This window comes from Nonomuraea polychroma (genome assembly GCF_004011505.1).
Lineage (GTDB): Bacteria > Actinomycetota > Actinomycetes > Streptosporangiales > Streptosporangiaceae > Nonomuraea > Nonomuraea polychroma.
The window spans coordinates 10,046,896-10,063,660 of the sequence record NZ_SAUN01000001.1 but is presented as its reverse complement, the minus strand read 5'-3'; the positions used below and the strand labels follow the sequence as shown (position 1 = coordinate 10,063,660).

The following is a 16,765-nucleotide window of genomic DNA, read 5'->3' as shown; positions in this document are numbered from 1 at the left end:
GGTCATTCTCCAGCCAGATCGATGGTCAGCTTGGTCGTGTGGAAGGCCTCGGCGTAGCACGCGCCGCACTCGATGCCGCGAATGCGGGCGAGCCCGAGGAAGGCCTCCCGGTCGTACCAGGGGCGATGCCTCTGTGAGGGGTAGTGCTCCTGCAGCAGCCGCACCTTGGCCTCGGCCACCTCCTCGGCGAGCGGGTGGTAGACCGCGGGGCGGCCGAGGTCGCCGTCCCACTTGACGATCTCGTAGCCGAGCGCGAGGTGATCGCGGTAGACGGTGGGCACCAGCTTCGCCAGGCCGCGGTGGTCCTGGTGCGCGTCGCCGCGCCACGGGGCGAGGATCAGGTCGGGTGCGGGCTGGGTGGCGCGCAGGTCTTCCAGGGCGTTCTTGGCCTCGTCCCAGTGCGCCGGCAGGCGGCCGTCGGGGATCTTGAGCACGGTGACGCGGAGGTCGGCGCCCGGGCAGAACGCGCCGAGCGCGGCGCGTTCCTCCTGCTCGCGCCCGGTGCCCCCGCCCGACAGGACCAGCGCGTCCACGCGCAGCCCGGGGCGGGCCGCGCAGAGCGTGAGCAGGCTGGCGCCGGCGCCGATCGCGATGTCGTCGCAGTGCGCGCCCAGCGCCACGACGGCGTTCGCGCGGGCGGGCCGCAGGCCGATCATGTTTCCCACAACGCCCACGGGCGCTCGCCGCGGGCCCACGAGCGGTCCAGCTCCAGGCGCTGGTTGACGGTGTCGCTGGGCCGCCAGTAGCCGCGGTGCGGGTAGGCCATCAGCCTGCCGCGTTTGGCCAGCTCGGCGCAGCCGTCCGCGACCAGGTCGCCGTTCTCCGGTATGTGGTCGAAGACCTCCTGGCGCAGCACGAAGAAGCCGCCGTTGACCCAGAGCGGCATCTCGCTGACCGGGGTGATGCCGCCGACCAGGCCGCCCTCGCTGACGTCGATGACGTGGAAGGTGTTGGTGGGCGGGACCACCATCATCGAAGCGCCGGCGTCCGAGGCGGCGAAACGCTCGATGATGTCGGGCAGCGGGGCGTCGGTGAGCACGTCGGCGTAGTTGGCCAGGAACATCGCCTCGCCGTCCAGGTACGGGCGTACCCTGCGCAGGCGCTCGCCGATCGACGAGTCGAGCCCGGTGTCGATCAACGACACCGACCAATCCGAAATATCTGTGGATAACAGTTCGATCTGGCCGTTACGCAGGATGAAGTCGTTCGACGCCGCCTCCTGGTACGTCAGGAAGAAGTCCTTGATGTGCTGCGCTCCGTACCCCAGGCACAGGATGAACTCGTTGTGACCGAAGTGCGCGTAGTACCGCATCACATGCCAGACCAGCGGGCGCGGGCCGACGAATTGCATCGGCTTGGGCAGGTCGCCACCGGGCAGGTCGCTGCGCATCCTGGTGCCACGACCGCCGCAGAACAGCACGACCTTCATGACACGACCTCCAGGCTCGGGATCGGGAAGACCAGCCGGCCTCCCCACTCGCGGACGTAGGAGAGCTGCTTGACCAGCTCGTCACGCAGGTTCCAGGGCAGGACGAGGACGTAGTCGGGCCGGTCGGCGGCGATCCGTTCCGGCGCGAAGATCGGGATCCGGGCGCCGGGCGTGAACCTGCCGTGCTTGTACGGGTTGCGGTCCACCGTGTACGCGAGCAGGTCGGGCCGGACACCGCAGTGGTTGAGCAGCGTGTTGCCCTTGCCCGGCGCGCCGTACCCGACCACGGTCTTGCCCTGCTCGGCGGCGTCGATCAGGAACCGCAGCAGGTCGCGGCGGACCTGGGCGACCCGGGCGGCGAAGCCGGCGTAACCCGAGAGCTCGTGCAGTCCCGCCGCCTTCTCCAGCGCCAGCACGTCGGACACCCGCCGCGAGGGCCTGCCCGCGGTCTCCGCCGGCTGGGCCCACAGCCGGATGGAGCCGCCGTGTGTGGGCAGCTGCTCGACGTCCACCAGCCTCAGTCCGCCGCCGGCCAGCGCCTGCTGCGCCGAGGCGACGGTGTAGTACTGGAAGTGCTCGTGGTAGATGGTGTCGTACTGATTGCCCTCGATCAGCGTGAGCAGGTGCTGCACCTCGATGGAGACCAGCCCGTCGGCGGCCACCAGCGTGCGCAGCCCTTGGGTGAAGCCCACGACGTCGGGGATGTGCGCGTAGACGTTGTTGGCCACGACGTAGTCCGCCGGCCCGTGCTCGCGCACCACGGCCCGCGCGCTCTCCGGGGTGAGGAACGCCGTCACCGTCGGCACCCCGTGCAACCTGGCCGCCGCCCCCACGTTCACCGACGGCTCGATGCCCAGGCAGCGCACGCCCTGCTCCACCACGTGCCGCAGCAGGTAGCCGTCGTTGCTGGCCACCTCGACCACGAAGGAGTCGGGAGCCAGCTCGAGCTCGGCCACGAAGGACCGGGCGTGCTCCACCCACGAGGTGGAGTAGGAGGAGAAGTAGGCGTAGTCGGTGAAGGTGTCCTCAGGGGTGATCAGCGGGGGGATCTGCGCCAGCCAGCACGAGGTGCAGACCCGCAGGTGCAGCGGGTAGGTGGGCTCGGGCTCGTCGAGCTGCTCGGCGCTGAGGAACCGCTCGCACGGCGGTGTCGCTCCCAGGTCCACGACGCCGGTCAGATCGGCGGAGCCGCATAAACGGCAGACGGTCATTCGCACGCTCCAAACGCGAAGATGGGTATTTCGCCGGGGCCGGTGATCTCGTTACTGTGCGGCTCATGGATCCCCTCGGCATCGACGGTGCCTGGTGCCACACGCCACGTATCCACGCCGACCCCCGTGGCTCGTTCCTGGAGGCCTATCGGGCGGCCGAACTGCCGCGGCCGTTCGGCCTCGCCCAGGTCAACTGCTCCGTCTCCCACGCCGGTGTGCTGCGTGGGGTGCACTTCGCGGACGTGCCGCCCAGCCAGGCCAAATACGTGATGTGCGTGTCCGGCGCCATCCTGGACGTCGTCGTGGACATCCGGGTGGGCTCGCCCACCTTCGGCCGCTGGGAGGCGGTCACCCTGGATGACGAGACCCGCCGCGGCGTGTTCGTCGCCGAGGGCCTCGGGCACGCGTTCATGGCGCTGAGCGAGCAGGCGACGGTCGTGTACCTGTGCTCGGAGCCGTACAGTCCGGGCCGCGAGCACGGGATCCACCCGCTCGACCCGGCCCTCGGCATCGAGTGGCCGGCCGGGGTGGAGCCGCTGCTGTCGGAGCGGGACGCCAAGAGCCCCTCGCTGGAGGAGGCGCTCGCGGCCGGGTTGCTGCCGGACTACCAGCGCTGCCAGGAGTTCTACGCCACGCTGCACTGAGGGCTCCTGTTCAGGATCGGCCATGCGGCGTGCAGGGCCGTGCGCCAGTGCCGGATGGGCTCCCACCTGGTGTGGGCCAGCACGCTGTTGGCCGGCCGCCGTGCCGGGCGGGGAAAGGCCGAGGTCGGCACTGGGCGAACGCGCCCCGGGTCCTCGCCCAGCAACGTGAAGATCTCCTTGGCGAACCCGCACCAGGTCGTCTCGCCCGCGCTGGTGCCGTGGTAGACGCCCGGCCGCAGGTCCGACTGCGCCAGCCTGACCAGGAAGTCGGCCAGATCCGCCGTCCACGTCGGCTGCCCGCGCTGGTCGTCGACCACGTCCAGCGTCGGCCGCTCCCCGGCCAGCCTGATCATGGTCCGCAGGAAGTTCGCGCCGTGCGCGCCGTACAACCAGGCCGTGCGCACCACGTAGTGGCCGTGCTCCAGCGCCGCACGCTCGCCCGCGAGCTTGGTCCTGCCGTACGCGTTCACCGGCCCGGTCGGGGCGTCCTCCGGGTACGCCACGCCGCCGGCGCCGTCGAAGACGTAGTCGGTGGACACGTGTACGAGCCGCGCGCCGGCCAGTTCGCAGGCCTCGGCCAGCCAGTGCACGGCGTGCCCGTTGACCGCCAGCGCCTCCGCCTCATGGGTCTCCGCGTCGTCGACCCTGGTCCAGCCGGCGCAGTTGATCACGACTCGGGGGCGGTAGGCGGACACGAAGTCGCGTACCGCTCGTTTGTCGCATAAGTCCAGCTCCGACCGGCCGAGCGCGAGCACGGGCTCGCCGGTCAGCGCCGTCCTGTCCAGGACGTCGGCGGCCAGCATGCCGCCGGCCCCCGTGATCAACCACCTCATCGGCTCCACCAGTCCCGGTGCTCGGCGTACCAGCGGACGGTGCTCTTGAGCCCCTCGTCGAACGGGATCTCCGCCCGGTAGCCGAGTGCCCGCAGCTTGGAGTCGTCCAGCGAATACCTGCGGTCGTGTCCCTTGCGGTCCTGGACGTGCGCGACGAGGTCCCAGTCGCGGCCACAGGCGTCCAGCAGGTGCCTGGTGAGCTCCTTGTTGGTCAGTTCCGCCGTCCCCGCGATGTGGTAGACCTCGCCCGGCGCGCCCTTCTCCGCCACCAGTCGGATGCCTGCGCAGTGGTCCTCGACGTGGATCCAGTCCCGTACGTTGCCGCCGTCCCCGTACAGGGGCACCTTCTCGCCCCGTAGCAGGCGCGTGACGAACAGCGGGATGATCTTCTCCGGGTACTGCCGCGGGCCGTAGTTGTTGCCGCAGCGGGTGATGGAGACGTCCAGCCCGTACGTCGTCGCGTACGCCTGGGCGATCAGGTCACCGCCCGCCTTCGACGCCGCGTACGGCGAGCGTGGCCGCACGGGTGCGGACTCGTCCCACGAGCCGATGTCGATCGTGCCGTAGACCTCGTCGGTGGACACCTGGACCACTTTGGGGACCTCGGCCTCCAGGCACGCCTGCAGCAGCGTCTGGACCCCGAGCACGTTGGTGCGCACGAACTCGGCCGCGCCCTCGATCGACCGGTCGACGTGCGACTCGGCGGCGAAGTTGACCACGACGTCGTGCCCGGGGACGACCTTCCTGAGCAGCTCGGCGTCGCAGATGTCTCCGTGCACGAACTCGTGGCGCACCCCTTCGAGGTTGGCCCGGTTGCCGGCGTACGTGAGCTTGTCCAGGACGGTCACGTACATGTCGTGAAGGCTTCGGGCGAAGTGCGAGCCGATGAAGCCGGCACCGCCCGTCACCAGGACTTTTGTCATGTAGAGATCTGTACCTTGCTGTGATCGCCCAGCACGAGGCGGTGGGCTCTGGGCGTGTTGGGCGCCGGCGTGACCTCGACGTCGTGGCCGATCAGCGACGACTCGATGCGGCCTACCCCGGCGATGGAGGCTCTGGGCAGCACGATCGAGTACTCGATCTCGCTGGCGGTGATGGCGCAGCCGGCGCCGATGGAGGTGTAGGGACCGACGTAGCTGTCGCTGATCCTGGCGCCGTCGCCGATGATCGCCGGGCCGACGATGCGGGAGCGCTCGACCACCGCGCCCGGCTCGACGACGACCCGGCCCACCAGCTCGCTGGCCGCGTCGACGCGACCTCGTACGCATGGCTCGACCGACTCCAGGACCAGCCGGTTGACCTCCAGCATGTCGGTGACGTTGCCGGTGTCCTTCCAGTAGCCGGAGATCACCGAGGACTCGACCCGCATGCCTTCCTCGATCAGCCACTGGATGGCGTCGGTGATCTCCAGCTCGCCCCGCCACGAGGGTTTCAGCTCCGCCACCGCCGCATGCACGGCCGGGCTGAACAGGTAGACCCCGACGAGCGCCAGATCGCTCTTGGGCCGCTCGGGCTTCTCCTCCAGCCCGACGATCCGCCCTGCGGTGTCCAGCTCGGCCACGCCGAACTGGCGGGGGTCGCCGACCTTGGTCAGCATGATCTGGGCAGCGGGCTGCTCCTTGGCGAACCTGTCCACCAGGTCGCCTATGCCGCCCACGATGAAGTTGTCGCCCAGATACATGACGAAGTCGTCATCGCCCAGGAAGTCGCGGGCGATCAACACGCCGTGCGCCAGCCCGAGCGGCGCCTCCTGCCGCAGGTACGTCACCTGGAGCCCGAACGCCGACCCGTCGCCCACGGCTGCCTCGATCTCCGCGTGCGTGTCCCCGACGACCAGGCCGAGCTCCTGGATCCCGGTCGCCGCGATCGCCTCCAAGCCGTAGAACAACACCGGTTTGTTGGCCACGGGCACCAACTGCTTGGCCGAGGTGTGGGTGATCGGCCGAAGCCGTGTGCCCGATCCCCCGGCGAGCACGAGTGCTTTCACCGCTAGTAAGCCCCTTCTCCACGGGTGACGACGGCCCAGGTCTTCCAGAGAATCTGGAGGTCCAGGATGAGCGACCAGTTCTCGACGTAACGCAGGTCGAGCCGTACGGACTCCTCCCACGTCAGGTCGGAACGCCCGCTGACCTGCCAGAGCCCGGTCATCCCCGGCTTGACCACCAGGCGGCGGCGGACGTCGGTGCCGTAGGCGGCGACCTCCTCCGGCAGCGGCGGTCGGGGGCCGACGAGCGACATCTCGCCGCGCAGGACATTCAGCAGCTGGGGCAGCTCGTCGAGCGAGTATTTGCGCAGGAAAGCGCCTACCCGGGTGATTCTTGGATCGTTCCTAATCTTGAAGAGCACCCCGTTGAACTCGTTCTCCTCGAGGAGGGCGCCCTTGAGCTGTTCCGCATCAGCCACCATCGTACGAAATTTCACGACACGGAACTCTTTGCCGCTTTTGCCGACTCTCGTCTGGTAGAAGAGCGCGGGCCCCCGGCTGGTGAGGCGGATCACCAGCGCGATCGCCAGCAGCGGCAGGGCCAGGAGCAGCAGCGCGCACGCCGCCACCAGCCGGTCGAAAACGTTCTTGACCGCCCCTTTGGCGCCGTCGAACTCGGGATGCTCCACGTGGAGGAGCGGCATCCCCGCGACCGGCCGGATGCTGATGCGCGGCCCGGCCACGTCGAGCAGCGCCGGCGCCACGAAGAGGTCGGTACGGGCGTGCTCCAGGCTCCACGCCAGCCGCCGCAGCGCCGCGCCGTCCAGTTCGGGGCAGGCCAGCACCGCCACGGCGTCGGCCTGGGCCCGCTCGACCACGCCGGCCACGTCCCCGAAGGAGCCCAGCACGGGAATGCCGTCCAGGTCCACGTCCATCGCGTGCTCGGGAAGGCAGGCTCCCACCACCTGCATTCCGTGATAGGGCTGGCGCCTGAACTGCATCACCAGGTCGAGAATCGACTCCCGGTGCCCGACCGCGATCACCTGGCGCAGATAGTCCCCGACCGCTCTCTTTCGGTGAAGACGTTTACGCATTCGGTAGCGGTAGTAGAGCGTGGCGAGCAATGCCAGCGGCAACATCGCCATCACGAAACTCCGCGCGACCGCGGTTTGCGTGGCATAAGCCAGGATGGCGACGGTGGCCATCAGGCCGACGCCGCCGTTGAACACCGCCTTGAACTCTTCCGTTCCCTCGCCGTTGGCGCGCTGGCGGTACGCGCCACCCATCATGAGCGCGATGGGCCAGGCGATGACCAGGCCGAATCCCAGCAGGTATTCGACCCAGGGAATGTACACGCCGGCGATCAGCCGGATGCCCAGCACGCACACGCATGCGAGCAGCGCGCACATGGTGTCCCCGTATAACAGAAGCCGTAGGTACGCCCTCGTCCAGATGCTGGACGGACGGCGCGGCACGGCCTCGAGGAGCACAACAATGGACTCCCCAGTCCCCACCCTCATAGCACCACCCTGTGACCACTCCCGTGCACCGCGATAACTTGACGTTCCTTGAACCACATGGGTTGACAAGTCCCACGCACTTAAAGGGCGGCGGCCCCCACTAAAGAGTAAAGATCGATTCCAGCGGGGGGAATAACGTGAAACGTCCACAATCGGACGTGTGATGAGTAAGCTCAGGGCTTGACGGAACGGTCCATCGGTGCAGCGTCGCGCAGAGGGAAATGTGGGGTTTACGGCGATATTTCAGCTGGTTGCCGCTCCGTGAACTGTTTAGTCATACTCCAGGTCGGGCAGCGCGGAAGGCGGATCCGGGCTACGCCAGACCACGACCACTCCGTCGTGCGTGGAGTCCGCGGCCAGGGCCAGCCGGTCGAGGTCGAAGTCCGGCAAATAACGCAGGCGGGCGAGGAACGTGGCGTCCGTGGCCGATCGCGGCACGACGCAGCCCTCGCCGTCGCGGTCGAGCAGGATGAAGAGAACGTCTTCCCCGGATGCGGTGACGACACGGACCTCCACCACGTCCTCCCACGCAAGGGCTTCGACGCTACCGTCCGCGTAGTGACGGGTGACGCCCTCTTCCGTGACATATACGTAGGAGTCCGGCATCGGATTGCCGTGCATGGCCGCGATTCTTGCGAGTTCCGGGCCTGTCCCGCAAGGGTTCGCGCTCAATGGTGCGTATGTGCGGGATCCTCGGGGCCCCACGAGTGGCTCAGATGCGCCGCCACCGCCGCCCTGGCCGCGTCCTCCGGCCCGTCCGCGATCGCGTCGAGCAGCTCGCGATGCTCACGCACCAGCACGTCCCTGTCCTGGTAGACCTCCCGCAGCCGCACCAGGCCCAGCCTGGTCTCTGCCGCGAGCACGCCGTAGAGGCGTTCGAGCCGCGGGCTGCCGACGGCCTCGATCAGCGCCTCGTGCAGCGCCATGTGCTCGGCCACGGTCTCCGACCACGGCGCGTCGGCGGGCAGCGCGGCCATCCGGTGCAGCGCGGCCTCCGCCTGGGGCGCCCGCCGCCCGGCCATGGCCTGCGCCATGAGGTCCTCCAGGGGCCGGCGCACGTACATGAGGTCGTTGAGGTCTGAGATCGTCACCTCGGGGACATAGGCGCTGCGGTTGCGCTCGCGCCTGAGCAGTCCTTCGTGGACCAGGATCGCCAGCGCCTCGCGCACGGTCGGCCTTGCCACCTGGTACGACGCGGCGATCTCCTGCTCGGGCAGCGGGGTGCCGGGCTTGATCTCGCCCGAGAGCACCCTGCTGCGCAGGGCGTCGGCCAGCGCCCCGACGGTGGAAACAGGTCTGAGCGGCAACGTCACGCCTGCGACTCTAACGCTCTTTCCCGCTCCGGTACGGCCACGGCGACCAGGCTGAGCGCGAGCATCACGAGACCGGCGACCGAGATCGGGGCCAGCCGCTCACCGAGCACCACCAGGCCGAGCAGCGCGGCGACGGCCGGCTCGGCCAGCGCCAGCGTGGCGGCCGTGGCCACGGGGGTGGTCCGCAGGCCGCGCCCGTACAGGAAGTAGGACAGGGCTGTGGTCCCGAGTCCGAGGTAGAGCACGGCGATCAGGCCGCGCGGCTCCCCCAGCCAGCCCACGCCACCGAGCAGGAGAACGGGTAGCATGATCAGGGCCGCCCCGCCGAACATCGTCCCCATGACCGCCGTGGACTCTCCGCCGTCCTCGATCGCCCGAGCCGCCGTGACGGCGTAGAACGCGTAGAGCAACCCCCCGAGCAGCGCGAAGAGCACCCCCGACACGACCTGCCCGCCGGCCTGCGCCCCGCCGCCCACGATCAGCGCCGCGCACCCGCAGACGGCCGCTGTGGTCGCGACCGTCCACCGGCCGCTCGGCCGCCGCCCGTGGAGGATCCAGGACAACATGCCCGTGAAGACCGGCCCGCTGCCGATGGCCACCACAGTGCCGATCGCGACGCCGGTGCGCCCGACGGCGGCAAAGAAACACAGCTGGTAGGCGGCCACCGCCACGGCGCCGAGCAACAGCCCGGGCCTGATCGCCTGCCTGATGCCGGCGCCGGCGAGCAGCGCGAGCACCGCACCCCCGATGACCAGCCGTGCGGCGGCCAGGGCCACGGAGTCGGCGGAGACAAGCAGTCCCGCCGTGCCGGCCGTGCCCCAGAGCACGGACGCGCCGACGACAGCCAAGGGTCCATTCCTCATGGAGGCATTGTCTGACAATTAGACAATTTCGTCCAGTAGCTGGTCGATCAGCCGCACCGCCGGGGCCGCCACCTCCGCCACGTAGTCGTTGAACACGGCCAGGCCGTCGTGGACGCTCGGCATGCTCTTGCGCGGGAGTTCGAGCAGCACGTCGCTCTCCGCGGTGATCGCCCCCTCGACCAGGAAGGCGGCGGCGGAGGCGGTGATGGAGACCTCGAAACGCACCTCGCGGCCATCGGGCAGCGTGAACGTGGTGCCGACGCGGGCGCCCGCGTCCGGCAGGAAATAGGAGAAGAGCTCGCTTCTTACGAAGGGATGACGCAAACCCGCGAGAATCTCCGACGCCCGGCTCAGGGCCTCCAGCACCCTGGCCGCGGCCAGACTCTCGCTGTCCACCCAAGAAAGGGTAGATCAGCACTCAGTCGCTGACCAGGCGAGCGTGGCGTTCCACGTCCTACTGGCCAGGCGAGCGTGGCGTTCCACGTCATAACGGACGCCGTCGTAGGAGAGTTTGCCCCGTTCGATGCCTTCGGGGCGGAATCCGGCCTTGGTGGCGACCCGGCACGAGGCCGGATTGTCGGTCCGGTGCCCCAGCTCCAGCCGGTAGAGCCCGAGCTCGTCGAACGCCCACCTGGCCAGCTTTTCCGTGGCCGCCGCCGCGATCCCCCGGCCCCTGGCCTCCGGCACGACCCAGTAGGACACCCATCCGTTGTCGTGGGTGTCGATCCCGGCCACCGCCACGTTGCCGACCACCTGCTCGCCGACGGTGACGGCGAAGGCGTGTCCGACCCCCTCCCAGGAGGCGATCCACCCCTGGGCGTCCTTGAGCGTCACGATCGGAAAGGCTGCCTGCCGGCGCAGATCGACGGCCTGGAAAGCTTGGAGGACGGCGGGCGCGTCGCTCTGGCGCCACTCCCGCAGTCGTAGGTCCATAAGCGCCACGCTGCCCGAGATCACCCGGGATGCACCTGCTGCCTGATCTGGCCGATCTCGTGCGCGGCCTCGAAGTCGGCCACCATCTGCTTGGGCGCCGTCAGGCACCAGGCCTCCGCCACGAGCTCGAACAGCTCGTCGGCGTCGATCTTGTCGAGATGGACCACCACCCACCCGAACCGCCCGGCCGTGAACTGCACCTCGAACACCTCGGGCCGCTCGGCCACGAGCGCGATCTGCTCCTCGATCGTGGCCTTGAGCCCGACGGTCTCGGTCGCCTCCCACAGGTAGCCGAACCCCTTGTCCCGCACCTTGAGGCCGATCCACTCGCCGCCGTGGCTCATCTTGACCTCGGGCAGCTCGTCCAGCATCCCCAGGAACTCATCGACGCTCACACCCATGCAGCCCTGTGTACCAGACCGGACCGACGATTCCGAGCGCTTGAGCGCTCGCTCAAATCGTTCTATCGTGTAGTTGAGCAGTCGCTTAAAAGGCGGGATGTCATGCACGTTTACGTGGAGACCCGGATCAGGGCCGATCTGGAGGACCTGTGGCAGGCCACCCATGACACGTCCCAGCACCAGCGGTGGGACCTCAGGTTCGGCCGCATCGACCACCTCGACGGCGGGCTGTTCCGCTATGCCACGTTCGGCATCAGCGGCACCGGCGTGAGCACGGGAACCCGGCACGCTGCCGATGGGAGCAGCACGTCGGCGCTCCGCTTCGGCTCGCGCCATCCGCTCTCCCCCATTCGCTCCGGCTCCGGCTATTGGCGCTACATCCCGACGGCCGATGGTGTCCGCTTCCTCACCTCGTACGGCTACCGCCCGCACGTGCTTCCCACCCGGCTGATGTGGTGGGCCACCGCGTGGTCGTTCGACAGGTTGCGGTTGTGGCTGGAGACCGGCAGGACACCCCGGCGGTCGCTGTGCCAGGCCCTCGCCGAAGTCTTCGTCAGGGCCGCCGCGACCCTGCTCGCGGCCTCGACCCTGCCGCCTCTCGCCGCCGTCGCCGTGTCCGCGGCCGCGCTGGCCCTGCCGCCCCTCCCCGGCACCCCCGCGGCCCGCCGATGCCTGCGCCGTCCCCCTCGACCCTTGGAGAAGCCATGCCCTCGATCTTCCAGCGTGCCCTCGGCGACGCCGCGTTCGCCCGCCTCCATCCCCAGCTCCAGCGCCGTTTCGGAGTCGGGCTCGACAGCGGCGAAGCCTGCATAGGCAAGGGCGTCATGAGCCGCGTCTGGAACGCCGGCCTGCTGGTCCGCCCGTTCCTGTCCCTCGGCAGCCGCAGGAACATCCTGGTCAAGGACGCGGGCAGGGACATCCCCTTCCAGATCGAGAACTATCCGTACGTCGACTCCTACGGCCGCGAGACCGTCACCTTCGTCCGCACCTTCCCCGGCGGCCGCTTCGACGCGACCATGATCTACAACGACGCCCGAGCCCTGGTGGTCGACTACTTGGGCGACCACCAGCACATCGCGACCCCGCTCGCGCTCTCCGTGGACGACCAGGGCGGCCTGATCATCCGTTCGGGCCGTCAGCGCTTCCTCGAAGGCCCGCTCGCCTTCCCCATCCCGCCGGCCGCCACGGGCACGGCGACGGTCAGCGAGCACTTCGACGACCGGACAGGGCGCTTCGCCATCGCCGTCACCGTCTCCAACCCCTGGCTGGGCCGGATCTTCGGCTACTGGGGCAGCTTCACGGTGGAGTACGTGGACGTCGCGGACCATGGCGTTCCCGCTAACGTGAAGCCGAGGCGCGAGGACGCCCGCTGCTGACCCGTGAGGAATTTCGGTGCCCGACACCCGTACCAAGCTGCTCGACGCCGCGCTCGAAACGCTGAAGAAGCAGGGCATCGCCGGCGTCTCCGCGCGTACCATCGCGGCGGCGGCCGGCGTCAACCAGGCCCTCGTCTTCTACCACTTCGGCAGCGTCGGCCAACTCCTCGCCGCCGCCTGTGAACACGGCTCCCAGCAGCGCATCGCGCTCTATCGCGCCCGCTTCGCCGCCGTGACGTCGCTGCGCGAGCTCCTGGACCTGGGTCGCGCGCTGCATGCCGAGGAACGCGCGGAAGGCAGCGTCGCGGCCCTCGCCCAGCTCCTCGCCGGCAGCCAGACCGACGCCGAGCTCGCCCCCGCCACCACCGCCGGCCTCAACCTGTGGATCGGGGAGGTGGAGCAGGCGCTCGGGCGGGTGCTGGCCCGCTCCCCGCTGGCCGAGTTCGTGGACGTGCCCGGCCTGGCCAAGGCCGTGGCGGCCGCGTTCGTCGGCCTGGAGCTGTACGAAGGCGTGGACGCCGAGGGCGCGACCCAGGCGCTGAACGCGCTCGAAGAGCTGGCGGTGCTCGTCACCGCCATGGAAGACATGGGTCCGCTCGTCCGCCGGGCCGTGCGGACCCGGCTGCGCCGGCGTCACTCGTAATAGCGGACTTCCAGCACGTTGCCATCCGGGTCCGGGAAATAAATGGCCTCGGGAGCGATGCCCTGGGCACCGAAGGAGTTGGTCCCTGACCCCGTGACCTCCACTCCGTGCTGCTTCAGCCGGACCTGGAGCGCGTCGAAATCCTCCCTGCTCACGGCCAGGCAGAAATGGTTGATCGGGTGCCCGCCGCTGCCCTTCACGCCGGTGCCCTCGTCGACCCCCCTGGCGCTTTCGTACGCCATCAGATCGAGAATGGTCTCGGGCGAGACCCGCACGCTCGGGAAGCCCGCCTTTCCCTCGCGAAACTCCTCGGCCCGTACCCCGGGGAGCCCTACCACCTGCTCGTAGAAACGTAGCGAGGCGAGCTGATCGGCGACCCAGCAGACGAGATGGTCGAGGCGTGCGTCCATGGAGAACCTCCTATCTCTCCAATATCTGCCGCACAAATCCACCTGTCCACCAGTGATTGCATCCGCCTGCCAATCGCCGCCTCCGCGAAACGGCCGGTTAACGCGGAGTTCGCGGCAATGACCTGCTGCGTCGCCCGTTTCCGCGTACGGCCCGGCACCATGACCGATGTGACGGAATCCATGGGACGGACCGCATTCCGGCAGTCGTGAAAACGGCCAGATTCATCATGACGCTCGATGTCGCGTTCAGCTCGTAGGGCTGGCTGCCGGCTCGCCGGCCGACGCGCCGGAAACGGCTGGTCTGGACGGCCATGCTCCTGCCCGTGAGCGGACGCCGGTTCGACCGTTGACGTCCCTAGGCGCCCATCAGGGATACCAGTCGGTGGAGATCAGGGTCGGCTGGACACCTTGTGCCGGCGCGACGGTGACGAGGAGCGGCGACTCGGCAGGCGCACGGAGGCGAAGCTCGGTGCTGTCGCCCGCCTTCGAGTGCGCGACGGGCACCTCATCGCCACTGTGGATGCTCAGGACCTGCCCCACGTTCGGAGCCCCTGCCGTGCGGCGTTCCCGCCTTCCCCGGTGCCACGCCATCCGACGCGGCCACGTTCTCGGCTCTCGGCACGCCGAGGTGCCCGTTTTCTGGACGAGCCGGATCGTGAGGTCGCCGCCGGATCCGAAGACGCCCTGCGGAACGGGATTGACGACGAACATGCCGGTGCTCAGGGAATGGCTGCCGCGTCCCTTGAGGTTGACCAGGCCGCCGGAGCTGATCAGGGAGGCGCGCTCGCAGCGCGAGGCGTCCAAGGTCGCGGGAGCGGGATCGGAGACGCCGTCGTCCGGGATCTCCTGGAGCCTGACGCGGTCGATGCGCAGCCCGGCCACGCCGTCGTCCATGACGGACCCCGCGACGGCTCCCCGGAGTGTCTCCGGGACGCCGCTGCCTTCCGTGACGTCCAGCACTTCGATGCAGAGCAGGCCATCAGCCGGCAGCTCGTCGGGCATCAGGTCGAAGACGACGGTGCCCCTCTTCATTCCGCCACCGCTCTCGAGAAGCAGGCACTGGCGCAACCGCCCCTGGGCACGGACCTGGATGAGCCGCGGCAGCGCCTTGTCGTCCACGCCCGTCTCTTGCTGGAGATGCCAGCCCTGCGCCGAGAGGTCGTCCACCGACAGGGTGACGTTGACGCGCACGGCGTGGCCGGCCTCCGCCACCTTGAGTCCGACCAGGCCCGAGCGCTCGAACCGGCCCACGATCTGCACTCCACGCCGGAAATGGTCCGCCGCCTGCAGCTCTGCTGCCTGGCCGCTCGAGATCTCCGCGGGCACCTGGACGGGCGCGACGGCCGTGTCGAAGCCGGTAGCGGTGCGCATTGCCGGTGGAGCGTGGGTCACGGCGCGTACGGGAGTGCCGAGGGCGCGGTCGATTCCGGTGGTATGTCGGAAGTCCAGCCGGGTGAGGACCGGCTCACGCCTTTCCCACATGCGGCGTACCGCGCAGTGGAAGGGATCGCCATCGCGTTCCACGTGCCGCATGGCAATGGTGAGCGCATGCGCGTACGTGTCTCCCTCGCCCATTTCCCAGTGCGGCAGCAACGGTGACGGCACGTCGGCGCCGCTGCGGTAGAGCCACAACCAGAGACGGGCCCGCTCCCGTTGTGCCTCCGTCACCATGGACGCGCCTTTGGCATGCAGGGCGATGGCCTCGCCGAGCAATCGCCAGTAGTCGTCCCGGTCCTCGGCGACGTACGACAGGCCGCATCCGCTCCATTCCGACCAGCCGGCCTGGATGACCGGAATGCCGAAGGCGGGAAGCTCGTTGGAGACGCTCCCGCGCACGGTCACGCCCAGGTCCGTCATGCTCCACAACATGTTCTTCGACAACGCGAGGCTGGGCATGAAGGCCATGTGCCGGCGCCCGGCATGGCGTGCCGTCACCGCGTCGAAATGACCGGTCGTGTCATAGAGCGCCTGGCTGGGATGGTCCAGGAAAAGCCAGTTGACCGAGTCCTGTCGCGCGGCGAAGTCCGCGGTCTCCTCGAACCACTGGGCCAGATCGTCGAACACCTCTCTGTTGGTGCCCAGGGCGTCGGAAATGGCGTGGTTGAAGACCGCGAACACCGGGCGGTCCGGATCCAGCCCGAAACGTTGACACCCCAGTCGGCGTAGCTGCCGCCGCTCCGTTTCTGACTGCAGCTCGAACTGGCTGGTGCCGCCGGCCCGCCACCAACTCGGCCGGCCGAGATTGCCTTTCGCGCGGGAGGCCACCAATTCGGCGTTCGCCTTGATGGCACTCCTGTGCGGCCATACATGGTCGTGGAAATGCTCGGCGATGAGACCGGTGAGCTCCTCTCTGAACGTACGCAACCCCTTGCGCCGCTCTGGAAAGAGCGCATATGCCTTCATGCACCCGGTGCTCTGAACATGGACGACCGGTATCTCCCGGCGCATGGCCGCATCGACCGCCAACCCCCACTGGTCGTAGTCGACGTGGCTGGTGACGAGGGCGGCAGCGGGCAGGTCGGCGAACAATCGTTCGTAGACGGCGGAAAAGGCCCTGGTGCGGGCGCGGCGCGCTCGATACCGCTGGTCCTCGGTCTCCGGCAGGCGCGGCACGCGGGCCAACCGGACGAGCGTCGCCCGCTCCACGGCATCGAGACCCTCCGGAGCTGCGCTTTCGCCCTCACCCGCCAGGTGACGGTCCACGAGATCGTGCACGTTGACGACCTCGGCCGCCCCGAACGCCTCGGCCAGTTGCCGGGCCCGCTCGATGTCGTACTGCTCCCAGAGCGCCTTGCTCCACTCCTGATCCGTGCCCGTGAGCACGACCAGCCGGGCCGACAGCAGGTCGCACAGCGCATTCGCCATCAGCAGGTTGCGTACGACGACCCGGATGTCCTGATGCAGCGCCTCGGTGACGACACATTGATCGCCGCCCGCCCGAAAGGATCGACTACCCGCCCAATAGGCGCGCGCCGCGTCCAGCAAGCGATCGAATTTCTGGTCATCTCCGACAAGGCGCATGAGCCCTCCGCCTGGTTTTGTCTCCGAAAGACCACATCAAGCCTGCCAGTCCGGCATGCGAGCCGACCGGGCCGACGCATTCCTTGGTGACGACTTCGCCGCGCCTTTACCCTTCGCTGCCGCGCCCGGCGCGCGGGGGTTTCTGCCCTGCCGTCATCCGGCTGATCGCCAGGACTGCAGGCCCGCTGGAGTGTGGATGCGCGGCGGCGACCGCGTCGGTGGAGCCCGCGATCATGCATGATGT

The 16,765-nt window shown here is 69.0% G+C and carries 19 protein-coding genes; 4 read left to right on the top strand and 15 right to left on the bottom strand.

Features of this window, described 5'->3' with window-relative positions; all coding sequences use genetic code 11:
- Nucleotides 1-2 precede the first annotated feature (2 nt).
- Genes EDD27_RS46675 through EDD27_RS46665 form a run of 3 tightly spaced genes read right to left on the bottom strand, consistent with a single transcriptional unit; the run spans nt 3 to nt 2,640 of the window.
- Nucleotides 3-674 carry a PIG-L deacetylase family protein gene (locus tag EDD27_RS46675; protein WP_241564624.1) on the bottom strand — a complete coding sequence of 224 codons (672 nt, stop codon included), beginning with the start codon at nt 672-674 and terminating at the stop codon, nt 3-5.
- Nucleotides 653-1,429 (bottom strand): glycosyltransferase family protein, encoded by a 777-nt coding sequence (locus EDD27_RS46670; RefSeq protein WP_127938989.1) that lies wholly within the window; start codon nt 1,427-1,429, stop codon nt 653-655. The genes EDD27_RS46675 and EDD27_RS46670 overlap by 22 nt, the downstream gene beginning before the upstream one ends.
- Nucleotides 1,426-2,640: a class I SAM-dependent methyltransferase gene (locus tag EDD27_RS46665; RefSeq protein ID WP_127938983.1), complete on the bottom strand. Its 1,215-nt coding sequence runs from the start codon at nt 2,638-2,640 to the stop codon at nt 1,426-1,428. The genes EDD27_RS46670 and EDD27_RS46665 overlap by 4 nt, the downstream gene beginning before the upstream one ends.
- Nucleotides 2,641-2,705: 65 nt before the next feature.
- Between EDD27_RS46665 and EDD27_RS46660 the strand changes: the two genes are divergently transcribed.
- Nucleotides 2,706-3,284, top strand: coding sequence for a dTDP-4-dehydrorhamnose 3,5-epimerase family protein (locus EDD27_RS46660; protein ID WP_127938981.1), 579 nt, complete (start codon nt 2,706-2,708; stop codon nt 3,282-3,284).
- On the opposite strand, the gene rfbD is transcribed toward EDD27_RS46660, so the two are convergent.
- From rfbD to EDD27_RS46610, 10 genes are all read right to left on the bottom strand, one after another.
- On the bottom strand, nt 3,266-4,117 hold the full coding sequence (gene rfbD, locus EDD27_RS46655; protein WP_127938979.1) for a dTDP-4-dehydrorhamnose reductase: 852 nt from the start codon (nt 4,115-4,117) through the stop codon (nt 3,266-3,268). The two genes, EDD27_RS46660 and rfbD, sit on opposite strands and share 19 nt — an antisense overlap.
- Complete coding sequence (gene rfbB / locus EDD27_RS46650; protein WP_127938977.1) at nt 4,114-5,040, bottom strand: dTDP-glucose 4,6-dehydratase; 927 nt, start codon at nt 5,038-5,040, stop codon at nt 4,114-4,116. The genes rfbD and rfbB overlap by 4 nt, the downstream gene beginning before the upstream one ends.
- Nucleotides 5,037-6,104, bottom strand: coding sequence for a glucose-1-phosphate thymidylyltransferase (locus tag EDD27_RS46645; RefSeq protein WP_127938975.1), 1,068 nt, complete (start codon nt 6,102-6,104; stop codon nt 5,037-5,039). The genes rfbB and EDD27_RS46645 overlap by 4 nt, the downstream gene beginning before the upstream one ends.
- 2 nt (nt 6,105-6,106) lie before the next feature.
- Nucleotides 6,107-7,561 (bottom strand): sugar transferase, encoded by a 1,455-nt coding sequence (locus EDD27_RS46640; RefSeq protein ID WP_127938973.1) that lies wholly within the window; start codon nt 7,559-7,561, stop codon nt 6,107-6,109.
- A 270-nt stretch (nt 7,562-7,831) separates the two neighbouring features.
- Complete coding sequence (locus tag EDD27_RS46635; RefSeq protein WP_127938972.1) at nt 7,832-8,182, bottom strand: hypothetical protein; 351 nt, start codon at nt 8,180-8,182, stop codon at nt 7,832-7,834.
- Nucleotides 8,183-8,229: 47 nt separating this feature from the next.
- Nucleotides 8,230-8,874, bottom strand: a complete 645-nt coding sequence (locus tag EDD27_RS46630; RefSeq protein WP_127938970.1) for a GntR family transcriptional regulator — start codon at nt 8,872-8,874, stop codon at nt 8,230-8,232.
- Nucleotides 8,871-9,737: a DMT family transporter gene (locus EDD27_RS46625; RefSeq protein ID WP_127938969.1), complete on the bottom strand. Its 867-nt coding sequence runs from the start codon at nt 9,735-9,737 to the stop codon at nt 8,871-8,873. Before EDD27_RS46625 ends, EDD27_RS46630 begins: the two co-directional genes overlap by 4 nt.
- A gap of 18 nt (nt 9,738-9,755) precedes the next feature.
- Nucleotides 9,756-10,133 carry a hypothetical protein gene (locus EDD27_RS46620; protein WP_127938968.1) on the bottom strand — a complete coding sequence of 126 codons (378 nt, stop codon included), beginning with the start codon at nt 10,131-10,133 and terminating at the stop codon, nt 9,756-9,758.
- A gap of 15 nt (nt 10,134-10,148) precedes the next feature.
- The gene (locus EDD27_RS46615) at nt 10,149-10,670 is read right to left on the bottom strand and encodes a GNAT family N-acetyltransferase (RefSeq protein WP_127938966.1); all 522 of its coding nucleotides are present in this window, start codon (nt 10,668-10,670) and stop codon (nt 10,149-10,151) included.
- Nucleotides 10,671-10,690: 20 nt separating this feature from the next.
- Nucleotides 10,691-11,071, bottom strand: a complete 381-nt coding sequence (locus tag EDD27_RS46610; RefSeq protein WP_127938964.1) for an MmcQ/YjbR family DNA-binding protein — start codon at nt 11,069-11,071, stop codon at nt 10,691-10,693.
- 102 nt (nt 11,072-11,173) lie between these two features.
- On the opposite strand from EDD27_RS46610, the gene EDD27_RS46605 reads away from it, so the two are divergent.
- Genes EDD27_RS46605 through EDD27_RS46595 form a run of 3 tightly spaced genes read left to right on the top strand, consistent with a single transcriptional unit; the run spans nt 11,174 to nt 13,090 of the window.
- On the top strand, nt 11,174-11,884 hold the full coding sequence (locus EDD27_RS46605) for a hypothetical protein (RefSeq protein ID WP_206641962.1): 711 nt from the start codon (nt 11,174-11,176) through the stop codon (nt 11,882-11,884).
- Nucleotides 11,776-12,447 (top strand): DUF4166 domain-containing protein, encoded by a 672-nt coding sequence (locus tag EDD27_RS46600; protein WP_127938962.1) that lies wholly within the window; start codon nt 11,776-11,778, stop codon nt 12,445-12,447. Before EDD27_RS46605 ends, EDD27_RS46600 begins: the two co-directional genes overlap by 109 nt.
- A 16-nt stretch (nt 12,448-12,463) precedes the next feature.
- Nucleotides 12,464-13,090 carry a TetR/AcrR family transcriptional regulator gene (locus tag EDD27_RS46595; protein WP_241564623.1) on the top strand — a complete coding sequence of 209 codons (627 nt, stop codon included), beginning with the start codon at nt 12,464-12,466 and terminating at the stop codon, nt 13,088-13,090.
- On the opposite strand, the gene EDD27_RS46590 is transcribed toward EDD27_RS46595, so the two are convergent.
- Nucleotides 13,081-13,500 (bottom strand): VOC family protein, encoded by a 420-nt coding sequence (locus EDD27_RS46590; protein ID WP_127938957.1) that lies wholly within the window; start codon nt 13,498-13,500, stop codon nt 13,081-13,083. The genes EDD27_RS46595 and EDD27_RS46590 overlap by 10 nt on opposite strands.
- Before the next feature lie 366 nt (nt 13,501-13,866).
- Nucleotides 13,867-16,521 carry a hypothetical protein gene (locus EDD27_RS56100; RefSeq protein ID WP_206641961.1) on the bottom strand — a complete coding sequence of 885 codons (2,655 nt, stop codon included), beginning with the start codon at nt 16,519-16,521 and terminating at the stop codon, nt 13,867-13,869.
- Nucleotides 16,522-16,765: the final 244 nt, after the last annotated feature.

What these genes read in the sequence shown, in the direction of transcription:
- EDD27_RS46670 (WP_127938989.1), bottom strand. Translation starts at nt 1,429, where the DNA reads ATGAAGGTCGTGCTGTTCTGCGGCGGTCGTGGCACCAGGATGCGCAGC.
- EDD27_RS46665 (WP_127938983.1), bottom strand. Translation starts at nt 2,640, where the DNA reads ATGACCGTCTGCCGTTTATGCGGCTCCGCCGATCTGACCGGCGTCGTG.
- EDD27_RS46660 (WP_127938981.1), top strand. Translation starts at nt 2,706, where the DNA reads ATGGATCCCCTCGGCATCGACGGTGCCTGGTGCCACACGCCACGTATC.
- rfbD (WP_127938979.1), bottom strand. Translation starts at nt 4,117, where the DNA reads ATGAGGTGGTTGATCACGGGGGCCGGCGGCATGCTGGCCGCCGACGTC.
- rfbB (WP_127938977.1), bottom strand. Translation starts at nt 5,040, where the DNA reads ATGACAAAAGTCCTGGTGACGGGCGGTGCCGGCTTCATCGGCTCGCAC.
- EDD27_RS46640 (WP_127938973.1), bottom strand. Translation starts at nt 7,561, where the DNA reads ATGAGGGTGGGGACTGGGGAGTCCATTGTTGTGCTCCTCGAGGCCGTG.
- EDD27_RS46635 (WP_127938972.1), bottom strand. Translation starts at nt 8,182, where the DNA reads ATGCACGGCAATCCGATGCCGGACTCCTACGTATATGTCACGGAAGAG.
- EDD27_RS46625 (WP_127938969.1), bottom strand. Translation starts at nt 9,737, where the DNA reads ATGAGGAATGGACCCTTGGCTGTCGTCGGCGCGTCCGTGCTCTGGGGC.
- EDD27_RS46615 (WP_127938966.1), bottom strand. Translation starts at nt 10,670, where the DNA reads ATGGACCTACGACTGCGGGAGTGGCGCCAGAGCGACGCGCCCGCCGTC.
- EDD27_RS46610 (WP_127938964.1), bottom strand. Translation starts at nt 11,071, where the DNA reads ATGGGTGTGAGCGTCGATGAGTTCCTGGGGATGCTGGACGAGCTGCCC.
- EDD27_RS46605 (WP_206641962.1), top strand. Translation starts at nt 11,174, where the DNA reads ATGCACGTTTACGTGGAGACCCGGATCAGGGCCGATCTGGAGGACCTG.
- EDD27_RS46600 (WP_127938962.1), top strand. Translation starts at nt 11,776, where the DNA reads ATGCCCTCGATCTTCCAGCGTGCCCTCGGCGACGCCGCGTTCGCCCGC.
- EDD27_RS46590 (WP_127938957.1), bottom strand. Translation starts at nt 13,500, where the DNA reads ATGGACGCACGCCTCGACCATCTCGTCTGCTGGGTCGCCGATCAGCTC.
- EDD27_RS56100 (WP_206641961.1), bottom strand. Translation starts at nt 16,521, where the DNA reads ATGCGCCTTGTCGGAGATGACCAGAAATTCGATCGCTTGCTGGACGCG.